The 25,495-nt window shown below is 54.9% G+C and carries 20 protein-coding genes and 1 tRNA gene; 10 read left to right on the top strand and 11 right to left on the bottom strand.

Annotation, left to right across the window (positions count from 1 at the left end; translation table 11 throughout):
* Positions 1 to 244 precede the first annotated feature (244 nt).
* On the bottom strand, positions 245 to 883 hold the full coding sequence (locus FEM03_RS23375; RefSeq protein WP_138088751.1) for a 3-keto-disaccharide hydrolase: 639 nt from the start codon (positions 881 to 883) through the stop codon (positions 245 to 247).
* A gap of 45 nt (positions 884 to 928) precedes the next feature.
* On the bottom strand, positions 929 to 1,639 hold the full coding sequence (locus FEM03_RS23380) for a class I SAM-dependent methyltransferase (RefSeq protein WP_138088753.1): 711 nt from the start codon (positions 1,637 to 1,639) through the stop codon (positions 929 to 931).
* On the opposite strand from FEM03_RS23380, the gene FEM03_RS23385 reads away from it, so the two are divergent.
* The 7 genes from FEM03_RS23385 to FEM03_RS23415 all read left to right on the top strand — a co-directional run bounded on the left by FEM03_RS23385 (position 1,620) and on the right by FEM03_RS23415 (position 10,850).
* Entirely contained in the window at positions 1,620 to 2,186 is a 567-nt protein-coding gene (locus FEM03_RS23385; protein ID WP_138088754.1) for a hypothetical protein, read from the top strand. The two genes, FEM03_RS23380 and FEM03_RS23385, sit on opposite strands and share 20 nt — an antisense overlap.
* A gap of 82 nt (positions 2,187 to 2,268) precedes the next feature.
* A complete protein-coding gene (locus FEM03_RS23390) occupies positions 2,269 to 3,501 on the top strand; it encodes a TolC family protein (RefSeq protein WP_138088756.1) in 1,233 nt (410 codons plus the stop codon).
* 11 nt (positions 3,502 to 3,512) lie between these two features.
* The gene (locus FEM03_RS23395) at positions 3,513 to 3,863 is read left to right on the top strand and encodes a DUF3147 family protein (RefSeq protein WP_138088758.1); all 351 of its coding nucleotides are present in this window, start codon (positions 3,513 to 3,515) and stop codon (positions 3,861 to 3,863) included.
* A 10-nt stretch (positions 3,864 to 3,873) separates the two neighbouring features.
* Positions 3,874 to 5,007 carry an efflux RND transporter periplasmic adaptor subunit gene (locus FEM03_RS23400; RefSeq protein ID WP_138088760.1) on the top strand — a complete coding sequence of 378 codons (1,134 nt, stop codon included), beginning with the start codon at positions 3,874 to 3,876 and terminating at the stop codon, positions 5,005 to 5,007.
* Between the two features lie 229 nt (positions 5,008 to 5,236).
* Complete coding sequence (locus tag FEM03_RS23405; protein ID WP_138088762.1) at positions 5,237 to 8,365, top strand: efflux RND transporter permease subunit; 3,129 nt, start codon at positions 5,237 to 5,239, stop codon at positions 8,363 to 8,365.
* Between the two features lie 59 nt (positions 8,366 to 8,424).
* Positions 8,425 to 8,919: a hypothetical protein gene (locus FEM03_RS23410; protein ID WP_138088764.1), complete on the top strand. Its 495-nt coding sequence runs from the start codon at positions 8,425 to 8,427 to the stop codon at positions 8,917 to 8,919.
* Positions 8,920 to 9,032: 113 nt separating this feature from the next.
* A complete protein-coding gene (locus tag FEM03_RS23415; RefSeq protein ID WP_138088765.1) occupies positions 9,033 to 10,850 on the top strand; it encodes a tetratricopeptide repeat protein in 1,818 nt (605 codons plus the stop codon).
* Positions 10,851 to 10,890: 40 nt separating this feature from the next.
* Here the strand turns inward: FEM03_RS23415 and hisH are convergent, their stop codons facing one another.
* The 7 genes from hisH to FEM03_RS23450 all read right to left on the bottom strand — a co-directional run bounded on the left by hisH (position 10,891) and on the right by FEM03_RS23450 (position 21,926).
* Positions 10,891 to 11,556 (bottom strand): imidazole glycerol phosphate synthase subunit HisH, encoded by a 666-nt coding sequence (hisH, locus tag FEM03_RS23420; protein WP_240772887.1) that lies wholly within the window; start codon positions 11,554 to 11,556, stop codon positions 10,891 to 10,893.
* 21 nt (positions 11,557 to 11,577) lie between these two features.
* Positions 11,578 to 12,174 carry an imidazoleglycerol-phosphate dehydratase HisB gene (gene hisB / locus FEM03_RS23425; RefSeq protein WP_138088766.1) on the bottom strand — a complete coding sequence of 199 codons (597 nt, stop codon included), beginning with the start codon at positions 12,172 to 12,174 and terminating at the stop codon, positions 11,578 to 11,580.
* A 140-nt stretch (positions 12,175 to 12,314) separates the two neighbouring features.
* A complete protein-coding gene (locus tag FEM03_RS23430; protein ID WP_138088768.1) occupies positions 12,315 to 13,751 on the bottom strand; it encodes a PTPDL family protein in 1,437 nt (478 codons plus the stop codon).
* A gap of 87 nt (positions 13,752 to 13,838) precedes the next feature.
* Complete coding sequence (gene glgX, locus FEM03_RS23435) at positions 13,839 to 15,968, bottom strand: glycogen debranching protein GlgX (protein ID WP_138088770.1); 2,130 nt, start codon at positions 15,966 to 15,968, stop codon at positions 13,839 to 13,841.
* Between the two features lie 543 nt (positions 15,969 to 16,511).
* Entirely contained in the window at positions 16,512 to 21,107 is a 4,596-nt protein-coding gene (gene gltB / locus FEM03_RS23440) for a glutamate synthase large subunit (protein WP_138088772.1), read from the bottom strand.
* 211 nt (positions 21,108 to 21,318) lie between these two features.
* Entirely contained in the window at positions 21,319 to 21,690 is a 372-nt protein-coding gene (locus tag FEM03_RS23445; protein ID WP_166443100.1) for a PIN domain-containing protein, read from the bottom strand.
* The gene (locus FEM03_RS23450) at positions 21,687 to 21,926 is read right to left on the bottom strand and encodes a type II toxin-antitoxin system VapB family antitoxin (RefSeq protein ID WP_138088775.1); all 240 of its coding nucleotides are present in this window, start codon (positions 21,924 to 21,926) and stop codon (positions 21,687 to 21,689) included. Before FEM03_RS23450 ends, FEM03_RS23445 begins: the two co-directional genes overlap by 4 nt.
* A gap of 331 nt (positions 21,927 to 22,257) precedes the next feature.
* On the opposite strand from FEM03_RS23450, the gene FEM03_RS23455 reads away from it, so the two are divergent.
* The 3 genes from FEM03_RS23455 to FEM03_RS23465 all read left to right on the top strand — a co-directional run bounded on the left by FEM03_RS23455 (position 22,258) and on the right by FEM03_RS23465 (position 24,569).
* Positions 22,258 to 23,022: a hypothetical protein gene (locus tag FEM03_RS23455; protein ID WP_138088777.1), complete on the top strand. Its 765-nt coding sequence runs from the start codon at positions 22,258 to 22,260 to the stop codon at positions 23,020 to 23,022.
* 226 nt (positions 23,023 to 23,248) lie between these two features.
* A complete protein-coding gene (locus tag FEM03_RS23460; protein ID WP_138088779.1) occupies positions 23,249 to 24,172 on the top strand; it encodes a hypothetical protein in 924 nt (307 codons plus the stop codon).
* 205 nt (positions 24,173 to 24,377) lie between these two features.
* On the top strand, positions 24,378 to 24,569 hold the full coding sequence (locus tag FEM03_RS23465) for a hypothetical protein (RefSeq protein WP_138088781.1): 192 nt from the start codon (positions 24,378 to 24,380) through the stop codon (positions 24,567 to 24,569).
* A 7-nt stretch (positions 24,570 to 24,576) separates the two neighbouring features.
* Here the strand turns inward: FEM03_RS23465 and FEM03_RS23470 are convergent, their stop codons facing one another.
* Together FEM03_RS23470 and FEM03_RS23475 are read right to left on the bottom strand one after the other, a co-directional pair.
* Positions 24,577 to 25,239 carry a hypothetical protein gene (locus FEM03_RS23470; RefSeq protein WP_138088783.1) on the bottom strand — a complete coding sequence of 221 codons (663 nt, stop codon included), beginning with the start codon at positions 25,237 to 25,239 and terminating at the stop codon, positions 24,577 to 24,579.
* A 115-nt stretch (positions 25,240 to 25,354) separates the two neighbouring features.
* Positions 25,355 to 25,431 (bottom strand) — tRNA-Asp (locus FEM03_RS23475).
* Positions 25,432 to 25,495 lie beyond the last annotated feature (64 nt).

Raw genomic sequence — 25,495 nt, forward strand, 5'->3', positions numbered from 1 at the left:
TCAGGAAGAAAGTGCCGCAGCACCTCCCACTCATCCTCGACCAAAGTTCGCGGTTGCATCAGCCAACATAGCCAGCTCAATGCATACTTCAACCTTTAGGTATATGCTTATGGGCTGCAAGCCTGTGGGTGCGGCAGACATCCTGTCTGCCGGGATCGGGAACTTCAGCGCGGAGCGGTCACATAAACTTCCAGACTGTGCCGTCGAGCAGGCATCCTGCCTGCCCATCCAATCCAAACACAATTTACAGCTTCGTGATCCGAATATTGCGGAACCACACCTTGTCATTGTGATCCTGCAAAAGGATGTGCCCTTTGCCTGCGGCAAATCCCTCAATCCCCTTGAACTTGCTCGCTGCAATGTGCGCCTTCCAGTCTTCGCTCTGAGTGTCCGCCTCCGCCACCAGAACCCCATTCAAGAAATGCTGCACCTTGCCGCCCTTGGCCACCACCTTGCTCGTGTTCCATTCGCCCACAGCATTGATCGGCTTGTCTTTTGCAGCAGGCTTGATGTCATAAAAACCGCCCGTCTTGCGATTGCCTTCAATCCCCTTCGCGCCGTCGGGATGTTTGTCGTCATCAAGAATTTGATACTCCACCCCCAGCCAGCCTTTGCCCTTGATCTCCTCAAGCCAGTATTTCACGCCGCTGTTGCCTGCCTCTGAAATCTTCCAGTCCCACTCCAGCTCAAAATCGCTGTAGGTCTCTTTCGACTTCAAGTCCCCACCTTTGTCTTCCCGACTCAAAATCCCATCCTTCTCCACCCAACCAGCCCCCGGTGCTTCACCTTTCAAACTGGTGAAGTCTTTCAGCGTCAACGTAACTGGTTCGGCAGCATAAACGGCGGCACCAACAAAAAGGAAAGCAAGGGAGCGTAGCAACATGGTCTTGATTAGAAGACCAAAACAACGCCCGCGACCAGCAAAAACTTACGGCGCTTTTGCTTCAGCCCGGCTAAACCACATCATGTGTTGCCACGGCAATTCGTTAAACTCCTTCGTTAATTGATAGCCATTGGCCGTCAGTTCCTTCAAAATCTGCTCTTTGCTCATCTTGTGCTCCGGCTTGATCGGCACCGACTCATCCTCGGCACGATACTCCACCAACACCAAACTTCCCCCTGGTTTGAGCGCCCTGTGCAGCGCCTTCAACATGTGCTCCGGATGCGAAAATTCGTGATACACATCCACCATTAAAATCATATCAAAGGTGTCTGCAGGCAGCTTTGGATCATGGACCGCCCCGAGCACCGGCACAAAATTTTTCACCTCCAGCTTTTTCGCCCTTTCCTCCAGCATGTCCAGATAAGGCTCCTGAATTTCTACTCCATAAACCTTGCCTTCAGGTGCCACGGACATCGCCATCGGAAAAGTATGATACCCGTTCCCACAGCCCAAATCGCAAACCATCATCCCCGGTTTCAGCTCCAGTTTCTCACGCATCAACGTCGCCGCCTCTTCGCGATCGCGCTTGTGCCTGACCAACCAGCTCGCGCCGGTAAAATGCATCGTCTGCGCAACCGTCCTGCCCATGTAAACGTCCACCGGCGGCGGAATTTCCTCGGCAATGGCCACCATCGATCCCGCCAGGGCGAACCATCCCAACATCCAACTTGATCTCTTGAAAGTGAACCGGTGCATGGTTGACCATTACGCCACAGCCTCTGCAAAACCTCCACAAAAAACCTTTGAACAAAAACAACACCTGCCACGTCACACGAAACAGCCATTGACTTTGTCGCATCCTGCGCTGTCTTCAACTGCGGCCATGTCCACCTTCACCAAATCACTGTTTGCCAGCCTGACGATCGTTCTGATCATCGGCGCGCAGTTGTTTGGAATGAGTGCTGGTTTCATCTGTGAATGCCACGATGAACCATTGATCACTGCCGCCGCCCACTGCCATGGCGAGTCCCACTCTCACGCCGATTCCTGCGACAGTGAAGAAGATGCCCACAATCATCCAGTTACCGAGCACGAACCCAATGAGGCTGATCTTCAAGTCTCAACGATCGCCCATGCTCCCGCAGCACCGGTTCCCTTCGTTGCCATCTTGAGCGTCGATGCAATGAAGTTTATCTCGGCGCATCCGCCGATCCCTTCTTCCCCTCCCCTTCGATTTGACCGACCTCCGATTCCGCCCTCCAATGCGCAGTTGGTGACCCATTGCATGGTCATTTTGGTGTGATCCGCTTGGCGGCACGTTCCGCCTTTTCCATTCGATCACCCGCTCGCGACTCCGACCTGTCGCAGTCCATCCATGCTATCTCATGTCAATATTCCGCCTCACCCTCCTCTGCTCCCTTCTCGTCGGCTCCGCTTCCGCCGCCAACCTCAACCTGTCTCTGGGCGACATCCCCAGGCGCATCACTGACCACAACCCGGCACTCGCCGCGGCCCGACTCACCATCGACGAAGCCAAAGCCCGGGTGCTTGGTTCCGGCCGACTTTCCAATCCCGAACTAGGCCTCGGTTTCAATCACGACTCCCGCTTCCGAGAAGGCACCATCAGCACCTCCCTCTCGCAACGATTCCCACTCACTTCTCGACTTCGGTTAGAGAAAAACCTTTCTCAGAAACTCGTCGCCGCCGCCGAACTTGAAGTTCTAGACACCACCCGCAAAATGATCGCCGAAGCCCAGTCGCTGGCGGTGCAGCTTCTCTCGCTTGATCAACAACAAACCCTTCGCCAGCAACAACTCGAACTGGCCAAAGAACTCTCCCAGTTCGCCAGCGATCGAGCCAGCAAAGGCGAAATTTCTCCTCTCGATGCCGCACAGGCTCAAGTCGACAGCCAGCGCCTCATCCTCGAATCCCGCAAACTGTCAGCCAACCGCGTCAACCTCCTCGGACAGCTCAAGCCCACTCTCGGACTCGCCCCCACCGACACGCTCACCATCAGCGGCGATCTTCCTGCCGTCGTCTTGCCTGCGAAACGCGGCGGCCAGCAGCGCCCCGATTATCAGCTGCATCTGCTCCGCGAAGACGCTGCCCTCAAGGAAATCGACCTGGCCAGGTCAAAAAAATGGGAGGACATCGAAGCCGGACTTCTCTGGGAAGGTGAACGCGCTGAAGATGCCCCCGATGGACTCAGCCGCACTGGATTCATCGGATTCCAACTCAGCATTCCACTTCCCTTCTGGAATCGCAATCAAGGTGAAATTGCCGAAAAAAATGCCAGTGCCATCCGCTCCAAACTGGAAACCAAAGCTCTCAACTCCACCATCAATCACGAGCTAAGCGCCCTCCGTGACGAGATGCAGGCCTACGCTCATCTCGCCAAGGAGACCAAAGAACAACTCCTCCCACTCGTCATTGAACAAGCCGACCGCATCGACCAAGCCTATCAAACGGGTCAGACCGACCTCATCACGGTCCTTCAAGTTCGCGATCAGCGTCTCCAACTCGAAGTTGCCGTCCTCGAAGCCCAACGCGACTTCCACCTGGCCCGCATCCGTTACGAAGCCGCCTCCGCCCAACACGTTCCTGCTTCATCCAAGTAACCCGACTTCCCATGCTCTACCTCATCACCAAAGCCTTGCTCAGCGGTGCCATCATCGTGGCCATCTCCGAGATCGCCAAACGCAACAACTCCTTGGCGACCGTCATCCACTCCCTCCCCCTCACCTCCCTGCTCGCCTTCATCTGGATCTACAGCGAAACCAAAGACGCCGCCCTCATCGGCCGCCACGCCTACGGCACCTTCTGGTTCGTCCTTCCCACCCTGCCCATGTTCCTCGTCATGCCATGGCTAATCAGCAAACTCGGCGGCTTCTGGCCAGCGCTCGGCGTGGGCATCGTCATTACCGTCAGCCTCTACATCCTCACCATGCGACTGCTTGAAGTGGCCGGTGTAAAACTTTGATTTACTACTCATGAAACACTCTTTCATCCCATTGATTCTCATCTCCCTCCTGGCCTCCGCCAGCGGCCAGGAAACCGAGGACGGCCATGACCATGACGAGGACCATGATCACGCCTCTGCCAACATCGTTGTCCTCGACGAGATCGGCGTCAAAAACCTGCGCATCGAGACCGTCGAAGCCACCGAGACCGCCTTCGAACAAACCGTGTTCGCCCTCGGCCACATCGAAATCCTGCCCGGCAAAAAAGCCATCGTCAGCAGTCGCATTCCCGGTCGCGCCTACTCCGTGCTTGCCCTGCCCGATCAACAGGTTTCCCAAGGAGAGGAACTCATGTGGGTCGAAAGCCGCCAGCCTGGAGATCCCCCCCCCACCATCATGCTCGAGGCCCCCATGGACGGACTCATTGCCAAAGTGAACATCGCCATCGGTCAACCCATCGAACCCACCCAGGAACTCATCGAAATCGTCAACCTCGAAACCGTCGAAGCCGCCGCCCAGGTCCCCCAGCACCTCGCCGCTCAGCTCAAAGTTGGACAACCCGCCAAAATCCGCATTCAGGGCTTTCCCGAAAAAACCTTCGAAGCCACCCTCGCCCATCTCGGTGCCTACGCCGATGAAGAAACCGGCACCATCGAAGCCGCCTTCCACGTGCCCAATCCCGACCTCCTGCTCCGCCCCGGCATGCGTGCCGAGTTCAGCATCATCGTCAACAAGCGCGAAAACGTCATGACGGTCCCCCGCTCCGCCCTGCAAGGCGACGCCATCAGCCGGCACGTTTACGTCAAAGACTTCGACCTCCCCAACGCCTTCATCAAAACCCCTGTTGAAATCGGCGAAATGAATCAGGACGTCGTCGAAATTTTCAGCGGACTCTTCCCCGCCGATGAAGTCGTCTCGAGAGGTGCCTATCCCCTCGCATTTGCCGGAGGCGGCACCATGAGCCTGAAAGAAGCACTCGACGCTGCCCACGGTCATGAACACAACGAAGACGGCTCCGAAAAGACCGCCGATCAAACCGCCGCCGAAAGTGGCCATGACCACGGAGAATCCAACACCTTCACCCCCCTCACCCTCTTCTTTGCGGCCACCACCGCCATCTTGTTGGTCCTTCTGCTCATCTCCGCTGCCAGAACCACCAAATGAACCGCTCTTCACTCATCGCTCCGAAATTGGGGAGCACACGCATCTTGCGTGTCGTTCTCCGCATCTTGCGGAGAACCCAAACGTCTGCACGCTTTAAAACTTTGACGCCATCCACATATCTTCGGCGCACCACCCCCCCGTGTTTTAGGCAGGATGCCCAAAACGACACGCAAGATGCGTGTGCTCCCCTGATCACTACCGCCTCCCTTACCGCCTAAACCCACTTCTCATGCTCGACAAGCTCATCCATTGGTCCCTGCACCACCGCGCCCTCGTCATCGTCATCGCGCTGATCCTCCTGATCAGCGGCGCTCAAACGCTGCGTAATCTCCCCGTTGAAGTCCTTCCCGACCTCACCAAACCCACCGTCACCATCCTTACCGAAGCCCCCGGTCTCGCTCCTGAAGAAGTCGAAACCCTCGTCACCCAACCTATCGAAACCGCCCTCATGGGCATCGGCGGACTCAACCGTCTTCGCTCCACTTCCGACATCTCCCTCTCCCTCGTCTTCGCTGAATTCGACTGGGGTTCCGACATCTACCAAGCCCGTCAATTTGTCCAAGAACGTCTCCAGGGTGTGCGCGGTTCCCTGCCTCCCGGCGTTGAACCCTACCTTACCCCGGTCACCTCCCTCATGGGCGAAATCTTGCTCATCGGTTTGCGCAGCACCGACGCGAAACTCGACCCCATGGAAGTCCGCTCCTTGGCCGACTGGACCGTTCGCCGCCGACTCCAAACCATCCCGGGCATTGCCGAAGTCCTCAATCAGGGCGGAGGCGTCCGCCAAGCCCAAATTCAGCCCGATCCCCGCCGCATGCAGGCCCTCGGCATCACCCTTGACGAACTCAAAACTGCCGCCCAACAAGCCGCCAGCAACACCACCGGCGGCTTCCTCGGCAGCGGCTCCCAGGAAATCATGGTCCGCAATCTGGCCATGACCACCACTCTCACCGACCTGTCCGGCACCGTCATCAAATCCGTCAAACAACAACCCATCACCATCGCCGACGTCGCCACCGTTGTCTGGGCCGCCGAACCCATGCGCGGCGACGCCAGCGTCAACAGCACCCCCGGCGTCATCATGAGCGTCATCAAAGCCCCCGGCTTCGACACCCTCAAACTCACCGAACAAATCGAGGCCGCCATCGACCAACTCCGCCCAACGCTCCCCAAAGGCGTCGAAGCCACCGTCCTTTTCCGTCAGGGCGACTTCATCAACCGCTCCATCAGCAACCTCAGCGAAGCCATCCGCGATGGGGCCATCATGGTCACCATCGTCCTCTTCCTTTTTCTGCTCAATCTCCGCACCACCTTCATCACCCTGATGGCCATGCCCCTCAGCTTCGCCATCACCCTCATCACCTTCAAATGGTTCGGACTCAGCGTCAACAGCATGACCCTCGGCGGCCTTGCCGTCGCCATCGGCATGGTCGTCGATGACGCCATCGTCGACGTCGAAAACGTCTTCCGCCGGCTTAAAGAAAACGCCCTGCTTCCCACCCCGCGACCCAAGCTCGACGTCATCGCCTCTGCCTCCAGTGAAGTCCGTCACTCCATCCTCTACGCCACCATCCTCATCATCCTCGTCTTCCTCCCCCTGCTTGGACTCAGTGGCGTCGAAGGCCGACTCTTCAGCCCCATCGCCATCGCCACCATCGTCAGCATGGTCGCCTCGTTTGTCGTTTCCCTCACCGCCATCCCCGTTCTCTGCTCGCTGCTCATGCGCATCAAATCCGCGAAAACCGTCGAGCACAAAGACGGCTTCATCGTGCGGAGCTTAAAATCCCTCCTCAAAAACACCCTCCTGCGCATCAGCCTCACCCAACCCACCCTTGTCCTCGTCATCGCCGGTTTCATGCTCAGCGCCGCCCTCATGCTCTATCCATTGATGGGCAAGGACTTCCTCCCCGCCTTTCACGAAGAGACCGTCATCGTCACCACCGCCGCAGCACCAGGAACTTCTCTCCCCGAAATGCAGAGACTTTCTGACGCCATCGAATCACAACTAAAACTCGTCCCCGAAATCCATAACGTCGGTCGCCGCATCGGTCGCGCCGAACGCAGCGACCACGTTGTCCCGCTCTCCAATGTCGAGTTCGACATCGACTTCAAAAAAGACGTGAGCACCCGCAGCAACGCCGAAATTCTCGAAGACATCCGCATTCGCATTCGCACCGTCCCCGGCTCCTTCAGCATCCTTTCCGGACCCCTCGCCCACCGCATCAGCCACCTCCTCAGCGGCGTCACCGCCCCCGTCGCCATCAAAATCTTTGGTCCCGATCTCGACAAGCTCAGCCAACTCGGCACCCGAGTTCAATCCATCGCGAAAACCATCCCCGGACTTCAGGACGCCAAGCTCGACCAGCAAGCCTCCATCCCCCAGCTCCGCATCGAAATCGATCGCGAACGTGCCAGCGCCTACGGCATCACGCCCGGAGCCCTCAACGAATCCCTTTCCACCCTCCTCGGCGGTGACTCCATCGCCCAACTTCGCGAAGAACAACGCAGCATCGACCTCAGCATCCGCCTCCCCATCGAGTGGCGCGAAGACCCCACCAAACTCCGCGAACTCCCCATCCCCACCGCCGGCGGACGCCAAATCCCCCTCCACCTCATCGCCAACCTCCACGAAGCCAAAGGCCCCAACAACATCTCCCGCGAAAATACCCAGCGTCGCTTCATCGTCTCCATCTCCCCCACCGAGCGAGACGCCGGCGGTCTGGTCCGCGAGCTTCAACAAAAAGTCGCCGAACAACTCAACCTCCCCGCCGGGTATTTCATCAGCTACGAAGGCGAATTTCAGGCCGAACAAGCCGCCACCCTACGCATCCTCCTCCTCTTCAGCCTCGTCCTCGTCGTCATCGTCATGCTGCTCTGGAGCTACTTCCGCAGCCTCGTCCTCGCCCTGCAAGTTCTCGTCAACCTGCCCCTAGCGCTCATGGGCAGCCTCACCCTCACCTGGCTGCTCATCGACAACATCAACATCGCCACCCTCGTCGGTTTCATCGCCGTTGGCGGTGTCGCCGCCCGCAACGGCATCATGATGATCTCCCATTATCTCCACCTCATGAAGCACGAAGGCGAGACGTTCAGCCGAGAAATGATCGAACGCGGCACCCTCGAACGCGTCGTCCCCGTCACCATGACCGCCCTCTCCGCCGGTATTGCCCTCATTCCTTTCGTCCTCGCCGCCGGTGAACCGGGCAAGGAAATCCTCAACCCGGTAGCCGTCTGCATCGTCGGCGGCCTCGTCACCAGCACCCTCCTCGATTTCGCGGTCACCCCAGCCATCTTCAACCTCATCGGACGCAAAGCCGCGTTGCGCTCCATTGAACTAAATGCCCCCGCCGCTCATTAATCATGAATAACTCAGTGCCAACCTTGTCCAAACTAAATCAAACCAAACACACCCACCCTATGAAATCCACCATCCTCACCCTTGGCCTGCTTGTTGCCAGCCTCAGCTTCAGCAACGCGGCAGACAAAAAGCATGACCACGATCACGACCACGATCACAAACATGAGGCCGAAGTGGGTCCCACCGGTGGACGAATCCTGCACGAAGTTGATCCTCATGCCGAATTCTTCGTCAACAAGGACAAGAAAATTGAAATCCGCTTCCTCAACGACAAAGACAAAGTCGTCGCCCCCACCACCCAAGTTGTGACCGTCACCACCGGAACCCGCAAGAAGCCGGTCAAGTTGACTTTTGTCAAAGACGGCGAAAAACTCGTCTCTGAACAAACCATCCCCGACGGCAACAATAATCCGACGGTCGTGCAAATCCGCTCCAATGCCGAAGCCAAGGCCGTCACCGAAAAATTTAACCTCAATCTCGACAAGTGCCCCACCTCCGGCCATCCCGAATACGCCCTCGGCGACCACAGTCACGATCACGACCATAAGCACTAGTCTTACCTTCCAACACACCGCGACGAGTGGTCATCGTCGCGGTGCCAAGCCTATTGCAAGAAGCCACCGAGTCCGATACACTGAAGCTTCGATTACGCCCCCATTTTCCGCGAATGCTCAGCACCCAAGATCCACACCTCCAGCAAAAAAAACCGTTTCTGCTTTGGCGTCCCTTTGTCGCCTTCTGGCACTGGATGTTTCCGCCCACGCTGGCCGATCTTGACCGCCAGAGCAACACCGCCCGGGTCGTTGCCGGGTCCCTCATCATCGCCTTCAGCATCGGCCTCGTCGTCTTTGTCGTCATGAACGCCGGCAACTGGCACGGCCTTTACCAAAATCATCGCTCCGAATCTCTCGTCGAACGCTCCAAGGCCATGGAGGCTGAGAAAAAGTATGTCGACGCCCTCAACCTCGCCAACCAAGCCTTTCAGCTTTCGCCTGAGAATCCCAACGCCATCCGTTCCCTCGCCCGATTCGCCACCATGATGAAACGCAATGAAGCCCGTTTCCTCTGGGACAAGCTGCGTGACTCCGGCGAAATGACGCTTGACGACCAGATTCTTGAAATCCGCGCCATGTCCAACTTGCGTGAAGACAAGTCTGCCGCCGAAAGCATCCAACAGCTTCTCGCCAACAATGCCCCCACCCGGGAACTTGTGGAAGTGGCCGACCAGGTCATGTCCAACACCGGACAAAAAATGCAGCTCATTGAAGTGCTCAAGACCTATGTCGAGGCCCATCCCGACGACCTCCGCACCCAACTCGTGCTGTCCGTCCGCCAGATTCAATTTGGTGATGCATCAGACAAAACCATGGCCATTGAGCGTCTCTGGAAACTGGCGGAGAGCCAGGAGGAAACCGGGCTCAAAGCCATCGAGTTCCTCGACAACCTCAAACTGACCTCGAACTCCGACATCGAACGCCTCATCACCCTTCTCGAAAAACATCCCCTGGCCGAAGAAGAGCACCGCGTTGCCGCGCTCCGCCGACTCGCCAACCTCTACCCAGAGCGCAAATCACAAATCATCGACGACGCGATGAAGTCACGCGCCAACACCAAACGCGAAGATCTGGTGCCTCTGGCCCGTTGGATCACCATCGAATCTCAAAAGGAACACTCCTACGCCGAGAAACTACTCGACTTCCTACGTGAAGATCAGGTCATTGACTACATCCCGCTTCTGGAAAACTACCTGAACGCGCTGACCGTGCTCAACCGACACGACGCCCTCGAACGCCTCATCAAGGACCCGCGCACCCGCTTGACCCAAGCACAAAAATCTTTTTACCTCATGCATCTCGCCTATATCAAGGGCGTGCGAGAAGAAGCACTGAATGAAAAAATGGTCGACGCCCTGCTCGCCGCGCAAAATGAACGCCGCGCCGATCTGGTCATGAAAATTGCAGGCTATGCAGAAGTCCGTGGCCACCCGCTTGCCGCTGAACAGGCCTTTCGCGCCGCCACCACCTACAATCACCTTGAGCGCGACGCCTATGACGGCTTGCTGCGCCTCACCTACCAAAACGGCAACTCGAAAGGCTTCATGGATGCTTCAGGCGAAACCGCACGGCGCTGGCCCGACAACCAGTTCTTTCTGGAGCGGGTCACCTATGCTTCACTGCTCTCCGGCATTGAAATGGAAGGCGCCATCAAACAGGCACAAAAACTCATTGATGCTCGCCCCGATGATTCCCAGCGCAAACTCATCATGGCCCTGGCCCTCGCCCGCCAGATGGACCCCAAGAGCGCCACCCGCTATCTCGAACGCATCAACCTCAGCGATCTCTCACTCGGCCAGGGTGCCGTTCTGTGCGGCATCATGAAGGCCGCAGGCATCGACACCCAGGCCCGGAGTATTGCCAATCAGATCCCCGAAAAGTCCACCATGCTCCCTGAAGAACAACGCTTCTTGCAGCTCGCTCGAAACTGACGGTTCTAACCCGACTTGCCGAATGGCCGGTCGGCGTGGCTCAACTCTCGACCGCCATGGCGGGCAAACGCAACTCCAACGGCACCAGGCAATCCACTGCATTGCGCAGCAACCGCAGCCCCGCTTGCTGGCTCTTCTCCGGGTGAAACTGCACCGCCAACAAGTTTTCCGCTGCGATGCCACTGGCAAAAGGTGACATGTAATCCGTCTCACACGCCACCAGATTTCGATCCTCCGGCTGCGGATAAAACGAGTGCACAAAATAAAACGTCTCTCCCACCTCCATTCCCGCCCACGCCGGGTTCTCTGGGTTGGTAAACTTTACCCCGTTCCATCCCATGTGCGGAATCTTAAACCCCGCCTGCTTCGAAAACCGGCGCACCTGACCCCGAAAAACCCCCAATCCCTCAACTCCCGGACTTTCTTCGCTCCCCTCAAACAGCAACTGGTAACCCAGGCAAATCCCAAAATAAGGGCGCTTCTGCTCCAGCCAAACCTTCAATGGCACCCACAGATTGGCCGCCTGAAGCTGCTTCACCGAATCTCCAAAAGATCCCTGCCCAGGAAAAACCAGCAAATCAAGATTGGCAAATTGACCAGGACTGCGCACCAACTCAGCCTCATGTCCAATCGCAACAAAAGCATTGACCACACTGCGCAAGTTGCCCGCGCCATAGTCGAGGATCCCTATCTTGATGTCTGCCATGATCACTAATTCCAGAAAAAATTACAGCACGTTCTTGGTGCTTGGAACGCCCGTCACCCTTGGATCAATACGAGTCGCCTGATCCAATGCGCGCGCGATTCCCTTAAAAATTGCCTCCGCCATGTGGTGAGCATCTTTGCCATAACGAATCTCCACATGAACGTTCGCCATCAAGGCGTTGGCAAATCCGCGCACGAACTCTTCAACCAGTTGGAAATGAAAGGCCTGACCAATCGTGTCCACCCGCTCCGGCGCGATGAACACCACAAACGGTCTCCCGCTCAGATCGATCGCCACCTGCGCCAGGGTCTCATCCATCGGCAGCAACGAGGAGCCATAACGTGTGATGCCCTTCTTCGAACCCAGCGCCTCACGAAATGCCTGCCCCAGCACAATGCCGGTGTCTTCCACCGTGTGGTGATAGTCCACTTCGATGTCTCCAATCACCTTCACTTGAAGATCAAACAGTCCATGTTTGGAAAACAAGATCAGCATGTGGTCAAAGAATGCCACTCCGGTATCGATCTCTGATTTGCCTGACCCGTCGACATTCACTGAGATCGAGATGTCGGTCTCGGCGGTTTTACGATCAATCTTCGAGGTGCGGGAATCACTCATGGCAGCGTCATCCAATAACCCCCATCCCAGCGTTGCGTCAACCGCCGCCGGGACAAAGTGCAAAAAAATGCGGCACGCCCTAGTTGGCATGCCGCATTCAAAACGATCTGGAGAATTTGCAATGCTCCTACCGCATGAGATTACTCACCCTCTTTGGGCTTTTTCTTCCCAAGGACAAACGAAACGAGAAGGATGACAATCAAAACCGCACCGATGTAGGGGATGTAATCGGTCAGCGAACTGCCCCCATCCTCTTGCACCTGCATCTTTGGACCGGATTTTTCTCCATCCGCTTTGTCCGTCTTGCCCTCATCGCCAGTCTCTTCGTCAGTTTTTTTCTTGTCCTTCTTGTTCTGAGCCTCAAGCAGGGCCTTGGCCAGCGCATTTTGTTGGTCCGCCGCCTCGGGTTCACCTTCTTCACCCATCGATTGGGTGGTCTGCGCCACCACCTTCGCTTCGGCATCGCGCTTGCTGCGTTCCTTCAATTCTGTCTCGATTTCCCTCGCCTTTTTTTCGAGGCTCGATACCGCCGTTTTGTTGATGGGGTTGCTCTTCTTCAACTCATCCAGTTGCTGCTTGGCAAGCACCACTTTTTCGTCCGCCAGATTGCGAAGAACACTGGTCAAAGTCTCGTTCTCTTCCTTCAATGCAACCACGTCAAGAATGCCCAGAGTCGTGCGTTCCTTGAGCACTAAAGCCAGCAACGACTTCATCGAAGCCGCATCATATTTGTAAAAACTCGGCCATTTCACCTTGTTCTTCTTATCAGCCGCCGCCTGCGCTTTGAATGCCGCAATCTCGGAATCCACCGCAAACTTGGTGGCCTGCGCATCAGGTCCGGCAAGGGACTTCAGCCCGTTTGCCCGACGCTCGGAAAGAATCGGCTCCTCGGCGAGCATCGCATTCAGTTGCTTCGTAAAGCCATCAAGAATCTCAATCGCCTCTGAAACCGCATCCACATAAGACAGGGAAGCCGGATACTGGGTCTGCAAGTCATGGAACAAACGCATCGCCTCCAGATAACGGGTCTCCGTGTTCTCAGCAGCCTTTTGATTCATCGTGTAACGGATCCGGTAAGCCTCAATGTTGTAACCATCACGAAGCACGTCTTCCTTCGACAACCATTTGCCGTTCATTTTCAACTCACCCTCGCTCACACGCTCCTTCTCCTCGCTCAGCGATTCAATGATCTTTTCCGCCTCCTCCGCTTCCGGAGTGCCGGGATATTTGTTCACAAAACTCCGCACCTGATCCTGAATGATGCGCTCGTAGTCTGCGGCACTCAAAAGGTCTTTGGTCGGCAAAATTTCACTCAACTTGCGCTCTGCAAACTCGGCCTGTGAAGGCGTCAGACGAATCAACTCCTGGATGTCAGACTTGCTGACAACACGGGTGTCGCGTGTGTTGGGCGTCGGCCGGTATTCCATCGTGACGCTGGTGGCGTCTTCACTGATGACTTTCCCCTCGTAACGCTGACCAGATTTCAGCACCACCACATCGCCACGCACGGTGCTGCCACACAGCAAGGCGGTGAAAATGAACACGGTCGGGAAAAAGCAACGTCGCAATGGTTTCATGGGTGATGATATGGCTCTAATTAATTTTTGGATAGGAGCCGTTAGGATAAGGCGATTTTGCTTCGAGAGTAAAGCATTTTGCAATCGTTAGGGTGTCGAACCTGCGCTCTTCATCCGTAAACAGGCCACTCCACGCGCCGCAGAGACGATCGTATCCGTAACTGGGGACGGCTCTCCCGCGACAAACGACGGCTCCAGTGTCGTGTCAAAAACCAGCTCCCACACGTCTCCCTCGGGCAGTGGGAAAATGACATCTTCGGCACTTCCATTGAACAGCAGCATCATCGGAACCTCCCCGGCGGTCGTCGGACCATACAATCCTGCAAAAAATTGGGTCTGGGGATCATGCCATGATTCCTGGGTCATCGGCAACCCATGCAGATTGAACCAGGCAATGTCCCGCGACCCGGTCGCCGCATCCACCGCCCCAGAAAAATACTTGGCACGACGCAAAGCCGGGTGGCTGCGACGAAACGCCGCCATGTCCTTCATGAACGCCACCAACGACTCCGCATCCTTCGAAGGGCCCCAATCCATCCAACTGATCTCGTTGTCCTGGCAATACGCGTTGTTGTTGCCTTTCTGGGTCCGCCAGCGCTCGTCCCCAGCATTGATGAACGGCACACCAACCGAACACAACGTCGTCGCCAGCATGGCACGCGTCAGTTTCCTTCGCAGCGCATTGATCGCAACATCCTCCGTCTCACCTTCGATACCTGCATTCCAGGAATGATTGTTGTTGTCTCCGTCATTGTTGTTTTCCCCGTTCGCCGCGTTGTGCTTGCCGTTGTAGGTCCACAAATCCCGCAAGGTAAACCCATCGTGTGATGTGATAAAATTCACACTCGCCAACGGACCACGACCGCCCGGTCCAAAAATATCCTGACTTCCACACAGACGTTTGGCAAACGCCGCCGTGCTGTTCGCATCGCCACACCAGTATTTTCTCACGCTGTCCCGATACCGACCATTTAGCTCATGCCAGGGTTTGGGAAACCCTCCCACCTGATACCCGTCTGGACCAATATCCCAGGGCTCAGCAATCATCTTCACCTTGTTCAACACCGGGTCCTGACTGATCGCCAGGAAAAAGGCCGCATCCCGGTTAAACCGGTCCCCATTCCGCCCGAGAGTTGCCCCGAGATCAAACCGAAATCCATCCACATGCATCTCCTGCACCCAGTAACGCAGACTGTCCATGATCAGCCGCAAAGCAGGCGAAGACGCTGCATTCACCGTGTTCCCCGTGCCGGTGTAATTTACGGTGCGCCGATCCCCGTTCAACAGGTAGTAGCTCGGGTTGTCGATCCCGCGCAGGAAAATCAGCGGACCATTCTCATCCCCCTCCGCCGTGTGATTGTAAACCACATCAAGAATCACCTCAATCCCCTCCCGGTGCATATCGCGCACCATTGTTTTGAACTCATTCACCAATTCCTGCGGATCTTTTGCCATCGCATATTCCGGGTGCGGTGCGAAAAAGCCCATGCTGTTGTAACCCCAATAATTCGTCAAATCCTTCGCCAGCAAAAACCCGTCATCCAAATGCTGGTGGACCGGTAGCAATTGCACCGCCGTCACTCCAATTTCCTTCAGGTATTGCACCGAGGCCGGATGTGCCAATCCCGCATAGGTTCCGCGCAGCTCACTCGGAACATCAGGATGCGACTTGGTGAACCCACGCACGTGAAGCTCATAGATCATTGTCTCCTCCCACGGCCGGCCCGGAGGTTTCACCCCCTGCCAGTCGAAAGCATCATCCACCACCACCGACTTCATCGCGTTCCGACCGTGATTCTGCCAGTCCGGACCCTGCTTGGGACTCAAATTTTGCATCAACGGATCCCACTCGTGACTCCCCTGAATGGCTTTGGCATACGGGTCCACCAGCAGCTTGCGCGGATTAAACCACCAACCCCACTGCGGTTTCCACTCTCCGTGCACCCGAAAACCATACAGTGCCCCGACCCCAATTCCTGGCACCACCACCCGCCAGACATCGTTCATGTCCCTCACCATTTGAACCCGACCAATCTCTCTTGACGGCTTCGCTACATCATAGAGACACAGTTCCACCTGCTCAGCGTGTTTCGAGTAAACTCCAAAATGAATCCCTCCCTCCGACAGCAAAGTTGCTCCCAGCGGAAAGTGCGCCAGCGAAGAAACAGGTCCATGAACCACTGGCAAAACTGCAGGAGGGGTCTCGATGTTATTCATTTAATAGTAGATCGTAAAACTTTAGGAAAACACACTAATTCAAATAATCATGAATCGTTAACACTCAGGATATTAAAATTATTTTGCACTTCAGACTCATATTTAATTATATTAAGTAAAATATCCATTTTACATTTTCGCATTAAAAACACTATGAAACAGTTAACATTGCTTATTTGATTGATGCTTAAATAATTAACATATATTGATATTTAATTTTTTGAAGTGCATGTGATGCGTCGAAAATGGATATTGCCCATTGTAAAGCACGGTCCGTGCCCCATGGGAAGCATTCCAGATAATCGAGACAAATCGGCACACGAGGTGACCGGTAACGACCATTTACTCGGGAGGCAATTTGCCGACGACACGTCGGCGCTCCATGGAGTGCCGACGTGTCGTCGGCAAAACCTGCTGCTACTCCTCCCCACCCGTCCCCTCCCCAAAAACAAACGCACCGCCAATTTCACGGCGGCGCGCTCATCAAAGTTCGAAGTCGGGCTCAGAACAAATCCTGTCACGACTTCAATCAGAGTCAGAGGTTCAAACCACCACGGCCGTTGCCTCAGCATTGACTGGCGGGAGAGATTCAGGCTCGGGCTCAGGCGGAACCGCGACCGGCTCAACCTTGGGCGAGACTTTTACAAACAACGGCAGGAAGTGATCCCAGCGATCCAGGATGTCCTTCGCCCGCGCGCTCTCGGTGCGCTCGAGATGTTGATAGATCAGTTGTTGCACCGTCTTGATGTCTTCGGCCTCCGTCACCGGACTGCCCTTGATCATCTCAGGATTGTGCAACTGCGGGAACATCCCCTGCTCATCAAGCAGGTAGGCAACCCCACCGCTCATCCCGGCACCGAAGTTTCTGCCGAAACTGCCAAGAACGAGCACCAGGCCATTGGTCATGTATTCGCAACCGTGATCGCCAATCCCTTCCACCACCGCCGTAACCCCGGAGTTCCGAACGCAGAAGCGCTCACCAGCCCGACCTGCCGCAAATAAACGACCACTGGTCGCCCCATACAGACAGGTGTTCCCCATGATGGAGTTCTCCCAAGTCTTGTAAGCCGCAGGCAGGCTCGGAGACGGTTTGATGATGATCTCACCACCGCACAGACCTTTGCCCACATAGTCATTCGCTTCTCCAGTCAGCTCCATTTTCACGCCGCCGCACACAAAAGTGCCAAAGCTCTGTCCGGCGCTACCTTCCAGATTGATCTCAATCGCGTCATCAGGAAGGCCATGGTTGCCGTGATGGAAAGCGATCTCACCCGACAGTTTGGTGCCGATGTTGCGGTCGGTGTTTTTCACTTTCAGATGGATCGGCTTGACCTTGCGTTTGTCAGTGATCGCAAACTGCGCATGCTGCAAAATCTTGTCATCCAGCGGATGCTGGTCGACACGGTCGTTGCTGTTCACCATCGCAATACGCGGCGCATCAGCTCCCAGTTCCTGACCCACATCACGCAACACACGGCTCAAATCGAGCATGTTTGCCTTTTTGTGATCAGGCACCTCCCGCTGACGCAGGAACTCGGGACGCCCAATCAAATCGTTCATCTTCGAAACCCCGAGGGACGCCATGATCTGACGCACCTCTTCAGCCACCGAGTTGAAGAAATTCACCACATGCTCCGGCTTGCCCTTGAACTTGCTGCGGAATTTGGGATCGGTCGTCGCCACCCCCACTGGGCAGTTGTTCAAGTGGCACTGGCGAACATACACGCACCCCAGCGCGATCAGGGCAATGGTGCCGAAGTTGTATTCTTCAGCACCAAGAATCGCCGCCATGGCAATATCGCGACCATTGCGCAAACCACCATCGGTCCGCAAGGTGACTTTTTCACGCAATCCATTGAGCATCAACACCTGCTGAGTCTCCGCAAGTCCCAATTCCCAAGGAAGGCCCGCATGTTTGATGCTGCTCAGCGGACTCGCCCCCGTGCCGCCATCGTGACCGGAAACAAGAATGATGTCCGCATTCGCCTTGGCCACACCGGCCGCCACGGTGCCAACTCCGCTCTCCGCCACCAGCTTCACGCAAACTCGAGCGCGAGGATTGACCTCCTTCAAGTCGTTGATGAGCTGCGCCAAATCTTCGATCGAATAAATGTCGTGGTGCGGCGGTGGGCTGATCAGCGTGACCCCAGGCTGCGTGTTGCGCAACCGGGCAATCAAACCATTCACCTTCATCGCCGGCAACTGACCACCTTCACCAGGCTTTGCGCCCTGGGCCATCTTGATCTCAAGCTCCCAAGCATTGGCGAGGTATTCCGCAGTCACGCCGAAACGACCGCTGGCCACCTGCTTGATTTTGCTCATCGCCCAATCACCGTTTTCATACGGTTTGAAGCGTTTTGGATCTTCGCCGCCTTCGCCTGAATCCGATTTGCCGCCGATGCTGTTCATGGCAATGGCCAGCGCCTCGTGCGCCTCAGGAGAAATCGCCCCAAGGGACATCGCCGCCGTGGTGAAACGACTGCGAATCTCTTCAATCGACTCCACTTCATCAATAGGAATCGGACCGTCTTCGCCGGGCACAAACTCCATCAAATCCTTCAACGCCACCGGCTTGTTCTGCAGCTGGGCATTGACATAAGCCTCGTAATCTTCCGACTTCCCGGATTTTACGAAGGTATGAAAATTTTTGATCACCGGTCCGGTCACTGCATGCATTTCGCCATCGCGACGCGGGCGGAAAAAGCCCGGATCCAACAGTTCAATGGCTCCGCTCTCCGGCACCGCATTGGCATAAGCCGCGCTGTGACGGGCAAGGCTTTCCTCAGCCACCTCACTAAAGCCAATCCCGCTGATCTGCGAAGGCGTGCCGGTAAAGCACTTGTCAATAAGCTCCTTACCGAGTCCGACCGCTTCGAAAATCTGTGCGCCGGTGTAGCTGCTCAACACGCTGATGCCCATCTTGGACATGATCTTGAGGACTCCTTTTTCCATCGCCTTGCGATAGTTGTAGATGCCTTTGGCAAAATCAAAACCTTCAGGGAATACTGGCTTACGGGCCGTTTTGTCCTTCTCGATCACCTCCTGAATGGTCTCCGTCGCCAGATAAGGACAGATCGCCGAAGCGCCGTATCCAAACAAAGCCGCCATCTGGTGCGTATCGCGAGCCTCGCCGCTCTCCACCACAATGCCCAAACGCATGCGCAGTTGCTGACGTCCGAGGTGGTGATGCACCGCTCCCGTCGCGATCAATGCCGGCACCGGCACATTGGCGTGATCCGTGTTGCGATCACTCAAAATCAGAATGCGCACATCGTCCTTCACCGCCTGTTCCGCTTCCGCGCAAAGACGATCCACGGCTTTCCTCAGCCCTGCCGCCCCTTCACTCACCGGCCAGGTGATGTCGAGAACCCGATGAGGGAAATCCGTCAGGCTTTTCAGCTCGGACAATTCATTTTCAAAAAGGAACGGCGATTCCAAATGCACCACATGGGCATGTTCAGCCGTCTCCGCCAACAAATTCCGCTTCCAACCCAGCACCACGTCAAGCGACATCACACCGCGTTCACGAATGGGGTCAATCGGCGGGTTCGTCACCTGCGCGAACAACTGCTTGAAGTAAGATGAAAGAACTTTGGGCTGTTTCGACAACACCGAAAGCGCCGCATCATCGCCCATCGAATAAATCGCTTCTTCCCCTTTGGAAAGCATCGGCACAAAAGCCATGTCGATCTCTTCCTTGTTCCAACCGAACGTCACCTGTTTCTGACTGAGGCTGAGGATATCCAACTCCTCCTTCGGAGCTTGAGGAACTTCTACCGAAAGCTCAACCCGGTTGTTTTTCACCCAGTCGCCATAAGGCTGACGCGACACCAGCTGGGCCACGATCTCGTCGTTGTAATGAATCACCCCTTTGAGCGTGTCCACACTCAACAACTCACCCGGTGACAAACGACCTTTTTTGACGATTTTCGCGTCGTCCAAAGTCACAATGCCCACTTCGGAACCCAGCACGAAAATGCCGTCTTCCGTCAGTTTGTAACGCGATGGACGCAGACCATTCCGATCCAGTCCCGCAGCAATCGTGCGACCATCGGTAAACACCAATCCAGCCGGACCATCCCAAGGCTCGCTGAAGCACGAATGGAACTCATGGTAAGCCTTCGCCTCATCGCTCGTCGTTGGATCGATCCCATAAGCCGGTGGCACCAAAATTGACATCGCTTCCGTCACATGCCGACCCGACAACACCAGCAACTCCAGCGCCGCATCAAGGCTCGCCGAGTCACTCTGCTTGGAATTGCACAGGTCCTTGAGCAAATGCTCATCGCCATCCCACCAAGGATGCTCGAAATCTGACGCCCGCGAAGCCATCCAGTTGCGGTTGCCGCGCACGGTGTTGATCTCACCATTGTGGGCCAGCATGCGGAACGGATGCGACAGCGCCCAGGTCGGGAACGTGTTGGTGGAGAAGCGCTGGTGAAACACCGCAATCGCCGTCTCGTAGTTCTCGTCCTGAAGGTCCAGATAAAATTTCTCCAACGCATTCGCCACCAGCAACGCCTTGTAAATGATGGTCCGATGCGACATCGACGGAATGTAAAAATCCGCGAGTCCCTGCTGACGTGCGCGAATCTCGATCTCACGGCGCGCCAGGAATAGCGAACGCTCATACGACGCATCATCCACGTCATCTGGACGCTCCATCAGCAAATGCATGATAAAGGGCATCGTGTCCTGCGCGGAATCGCCAAGCTCTTTCGGGTTCACCGGCACCTTGCGCCAGCCGATCACGCGAATGTCACGACGATCCACCGCCGCCTCAGCCACCAGCTGAATGCGCAAGCGATCCGTCTCATCCTGCGGCAGGAAAAACACGCCAACCGCCAGGTCCATTGGATGCTCCAGCTTGGCACCAAATTTTTCCAGATCCGCCTCAAACAACGCATGCGGAATCTGCGTCAAAATCCCTGCACCATCGCCCGTTTTGCGGTCGGCAAACATCGCACCGCGATGAACCACGCGACAAACTCCAGTCAGTGCATAATCAAGAATTTTACGGCTACGCTTGCCTTCCACCTGCGCTACAAAGCCCACGCCACAGGCGTCTCGCTCCATCTCCATCAGGTGGAGAGAGCCTTCGTTTGGAATCGGTTTGTCGTAGTAAGGATGTTTGGTCATGAGTGAGTGAGGGGCATGAGCGAACCGCATCTGCCGATGGCGGCCCGTAAACTAGTCAGGAAAGGATTCCTTGGCAAGCGGGAGATGAAGCAGGGAGCGTGCCGTTGTGGGGTTTTCACCACATCTCCAATGCAGCAGGCTCGGAATGCATCATGAGAAGCCACCCATATCAAAGTTCCGGCGACGCATCCACCCATCGCAGTATGGGCACTCAAATATCCAGTTGCAGAAGCTTTTCGAAATGTTTATCCCGGTGCATCAAAACGGCTCCATGACGCTTCGCGCAGGCCACGATCAGGACATCCGCCAGAGGACAATTCAGTCCCTTTCGTCTGGCCGCCCGCCTCAGCTCGGCAGTAATGCGCCAGGTCTCCACATCGATTTCCAGCCATCCGCAGCATTCCCGCAGATTAGTCAAAACCGCCTCTTCACGCTTGCTGCGAACACCGCTCCACAACTCCACCCACACCACCGAACACAACACCGCCCGTTGGCTCCACAAAGCCTCACCTACTTCTGGATGCCTGGCATCGCCTTCCCTGAAAAAATCAATCCAAGTGGAACTGTCAATCAGCACCTTCATGGCTTGCCCGCCCATCGTTTCGCCATGCGCTCCTCATACTCCAAATCCGCAGCCTCGATCTCGTCGTTTGTGGGAAAGTCAGGAAACGTTCCCGCCGCAGCCAGCAAAGCCTCCACCTTTTGCGCACGGTTAAACTGCTCCAACGCCTTCACCACAGCCTCACGCTTCGTCTTTGCCCCGGTAAATCGCATGGCATCTGCCAACGCCTGATCAGGAATATCAATCGTCGTCTTCATGGAATCCTAATACACGAAAAATTGGAATCCCACAACGCCCAAATTGCAGATTCTGCCCCTCCCCATGAATCGATCCAATCACGAAATCTCATCAGCACGACACCCAGACCCAGTTACATGACTCCCGTCTCAGATCAACCACACCAGACGAACATCTGAGCCATTTTTGGTGTATTTCTCCATTCTTGTCGTCATAAATCCTTCATTTTGAAGGACCAGTCTGACGGAACGGACGGACTCGAACCCGCATCCCGAGTCCCTTAGAAGCAAACCCCAACTCCAACATAAGGAAAAACCTTGAATTCAACTTCTTTTTTGCTCCACTCAGTCAATGGAGATTATTTTAGCGTGCTGTGAGCCCCTCGGAATTTGGTTTAAATTCCTCGATGATCATTTTGGGGAAATACTCGCCGCATTTTTTGCCGTTTTGGTGGGTCTGTTTTCAATCTTCCCGGAATTAGTCAGGAGAGCCATACTACCGATCGCGATAGATGTAGAGTGGCACAATCGGAATCCATATTTGAGCTTGCATAGCACCTTCGATCTTCTTGAGGAGAAAAGGCAACACACACTTAAAACGATATCCACGAGCGAACATGACGCAGCGTGGCTGCGGCTTGAGGTAAAAAATTTATCGGCGAGGGAGGCCGAGAAGGTAGAGCTGATTATCGATTACTTCGAAAAAAGGGACGCTTGCGGCTGGTCACCTCACAAGCACTTCATTCAAATCGCTTTGAGTCCAACCCATTGCGCTGGTGCGGAATTGCCTAGGATTGCGCCCAAAACTTCTCATTTCTGGAATTTTGCTATGTGGAATGAAAAAACAATCGATCCCAAGCACGGCAACGCCGAAGATCCGATTTGCTATGCACTAACCATTCCGTCGCACAAAGGCAGCATAATGAAAAGTGGCGAATACCGCTTTCGACTTCGTGTGATTGGGGTTGGTGGATTGATGCACGAATCGCGATGGAAATTCTCGTTTAAAACTGACGAGGTTAAATCTTTAGAGGGTTTCTTTGTTCCCAATCTCAGTCTTGAAAGGATGGGCGTGCCAACGCGATCTAGGCAAACGAGGTGGATTTTAGGTGCTTAGCACCGACAATATCCAGTTTTAAATGTGAGGCAAGTAAACTCACTGCGGGAACAACAACGCGACACAAATTAGCAGCACGGCGACCGCGATCGGGACGCGGTCGTTGACGAGGGAATGATGGCCAGTATGAAGGCGATCCCGATTAGAACGGTGAAGATGGAGAGTGTTATGACTCTGAATCGGACGGACTCGATATTGAGGAGGTTCGTAGCTTGGCATCGGAAAAATGATTTTACCGAAAAAACCTAGCTTTGACGCCATACTTCGGGAAGATGGCCCTATGAGCAAAAATAAGACCCTAACGCAGGTTCGCGGTTTTTTAGAGTTAAACATCTGGTGGCTTTCGGCAGTGCTCGTGTTTTTGGTTTTAATCGCACACGCATTCCAGATCAGCGCGGTGAAGGTGGACGGAATTACGATTGCGTTGTTGGTGATGTTACCCGTGTGTCCGTTTGTCGGACCGCTCTTGAAGGCTATCCGCAAACTTAGTATCGCGGGATTCGAGGCGGAAATTGCCACCACCGAAGTCGAAGAAGCCTCCGAAGAGGTCGCAGCTGCATCACCTCAACCACATGAATCTCCAATTGAGAACACCCGGATGCCACCTTTCAACGATGTTCTGCGTAATTTGGTGAGATCTGACCACATTTTGGCTCTCGCGAAACTTCGGATCGAGCTGGAGTCGAAGGTTCGGCGACTCCACCAACCAGACGATCCGGCTAATCCTGCGTTTGTTCAACTAAACGAACCTCTTTCAATGATTGTCCGCAGGCTGAGAAATGAAGATTTAATTTCAGATCAGGTGTTTTCCGCGACCTTAAAAGTGATCAACTTGTGCAATCGCGCGATTCATGGCGAAGCGATAAAAAAAGATGATGCAGCATCTGTTGTGGATTCAGGAATAGAGTTGCTAGGAGCATTTGATCGATTGATTCTGGAATTCACAAGCCCAGAACCTGTTAGCTCTGAGGAAATATCACATTCGGAAGTGGATGTCGCGAACACTGCTGAGTATGAGGTCGTGACAATCGTGCCGGTTTTGCCAAATGCTCGTCGCAACACGTATCGGCTAACGCAAGAACAAATGGATTACTTTCTTCGTGGATACGAAGAGTATGCTGAATTCGTTATAAGCGTGAAGAAGCTCTGATCATGCCAAAGTGAGTTAAATCGTCGCCATGATCACCTTCCGCCACAGGTTAAAGCAAGTGCGGTTGCAGAAGCGGGGCATTGAAGGGTTTGAATTTGGATTCCCTTGGGACAAGTGAAACGAACGTGGTCGCAGTAGCATTCCCGTGGCCAGCTAGGTCAAGGAGCTGCAGGATCTTGGCATTGGGCGCGAGGGCGTTCTCGAAGTGCCACGCAAGGTCACCCGTGGTGGTCAAACCACCATTGAACCCGGCATCAGCTACGTTCCACCGGCGAACCTGAGCAAGTCCCAACGCGCCCTAATAATGCTGCGCGAATCCACCGGCTTGAACGTGAGACTGGCACCGTCTGGGGGTGTCCAAAAAGCCATCACGAAAGAAGAGTTCTTCAAGAAATGAAACAAAATTAGCTCTCCACCCAATCCCCTGCCTCGGATTTATCTTTGGAACGAAATAGCGTTTTAAGGAGGACTGAAATAGATCCCGCGGCCAAAGCGACCAAAAATGTGGCGATGCCGCTTAATATCCAAGCTTGTTGAGAATATAAACGCTCCAAGTCTCTCTGCGAAGCAGATTTGATTTCGCCGATTTGGGTGTTCACACCTTCTAAATCTTTCCGCATCAGCGGTAAGGTGAGGGATTTTTCGGGACTCTCCAAAAGTGCGTTTTCAAGGGAAGTCAGCCTAGTATTCAGATCTAGGAGATTCATTTCAAAAGCCTGTTGTCTCTCGCTCAATTCTGATTCCGGCGATGGTTTGGGCGCGTTCTCGATCTGAGAAACGATTTTGTTAATCCGATTGTGTAACTCCGTCTCGCTTTGTTTTAAATTGTCCAATCTTACGTTTAATTCTTCAACCTGATTGCGACGTTGGGATTCACGATTTTGAGCCGTCCTCGAAAGCAAAAGAATTGTCCCGAAAGCCGCAGCCAGGGTGCCGAGTGCAAAGGTTGAAGCGTATACGAGGAGACGTTGTCTCGATCTCCGTTGATCATAGAGCATTCTCCTGCGGAGACGTTCTGAATCGTGCTTTAACATGCCCTCCATATCATCTGCTTCGAATGGATCCATGTCTTGAATTGTTGCTAAAAGGTTTTGGGAAATGCTTCCCCGTGCGCTGGCGGGTTATTAGCAACTTCATTAGCAAGTTTGCTTTTTTTACCTTCTCTACGTAGGTAAAAGGGTCTGGCGGAACGGACGGGACTCGAACCCGCAACCTCTGCCGTGACAGGGCAGCGCTCTAACCAATTGAGCTACCGCTCCAGACCGGTTGTTCCTCCTCGTTACCGGGGAGGGCAATGATGCTAATATAGATTAAAGAACGTGC

The organism is Phragmitibacter flavus, assembly GCF_005780165.1.
GTDB lineage: Bacteria > Verrucomicrobiota > Verrucomicrobiia > Verrucomicrobiales > Verrucomicrobiaceae > Phragmitibacter > Phragmitibacter flavus.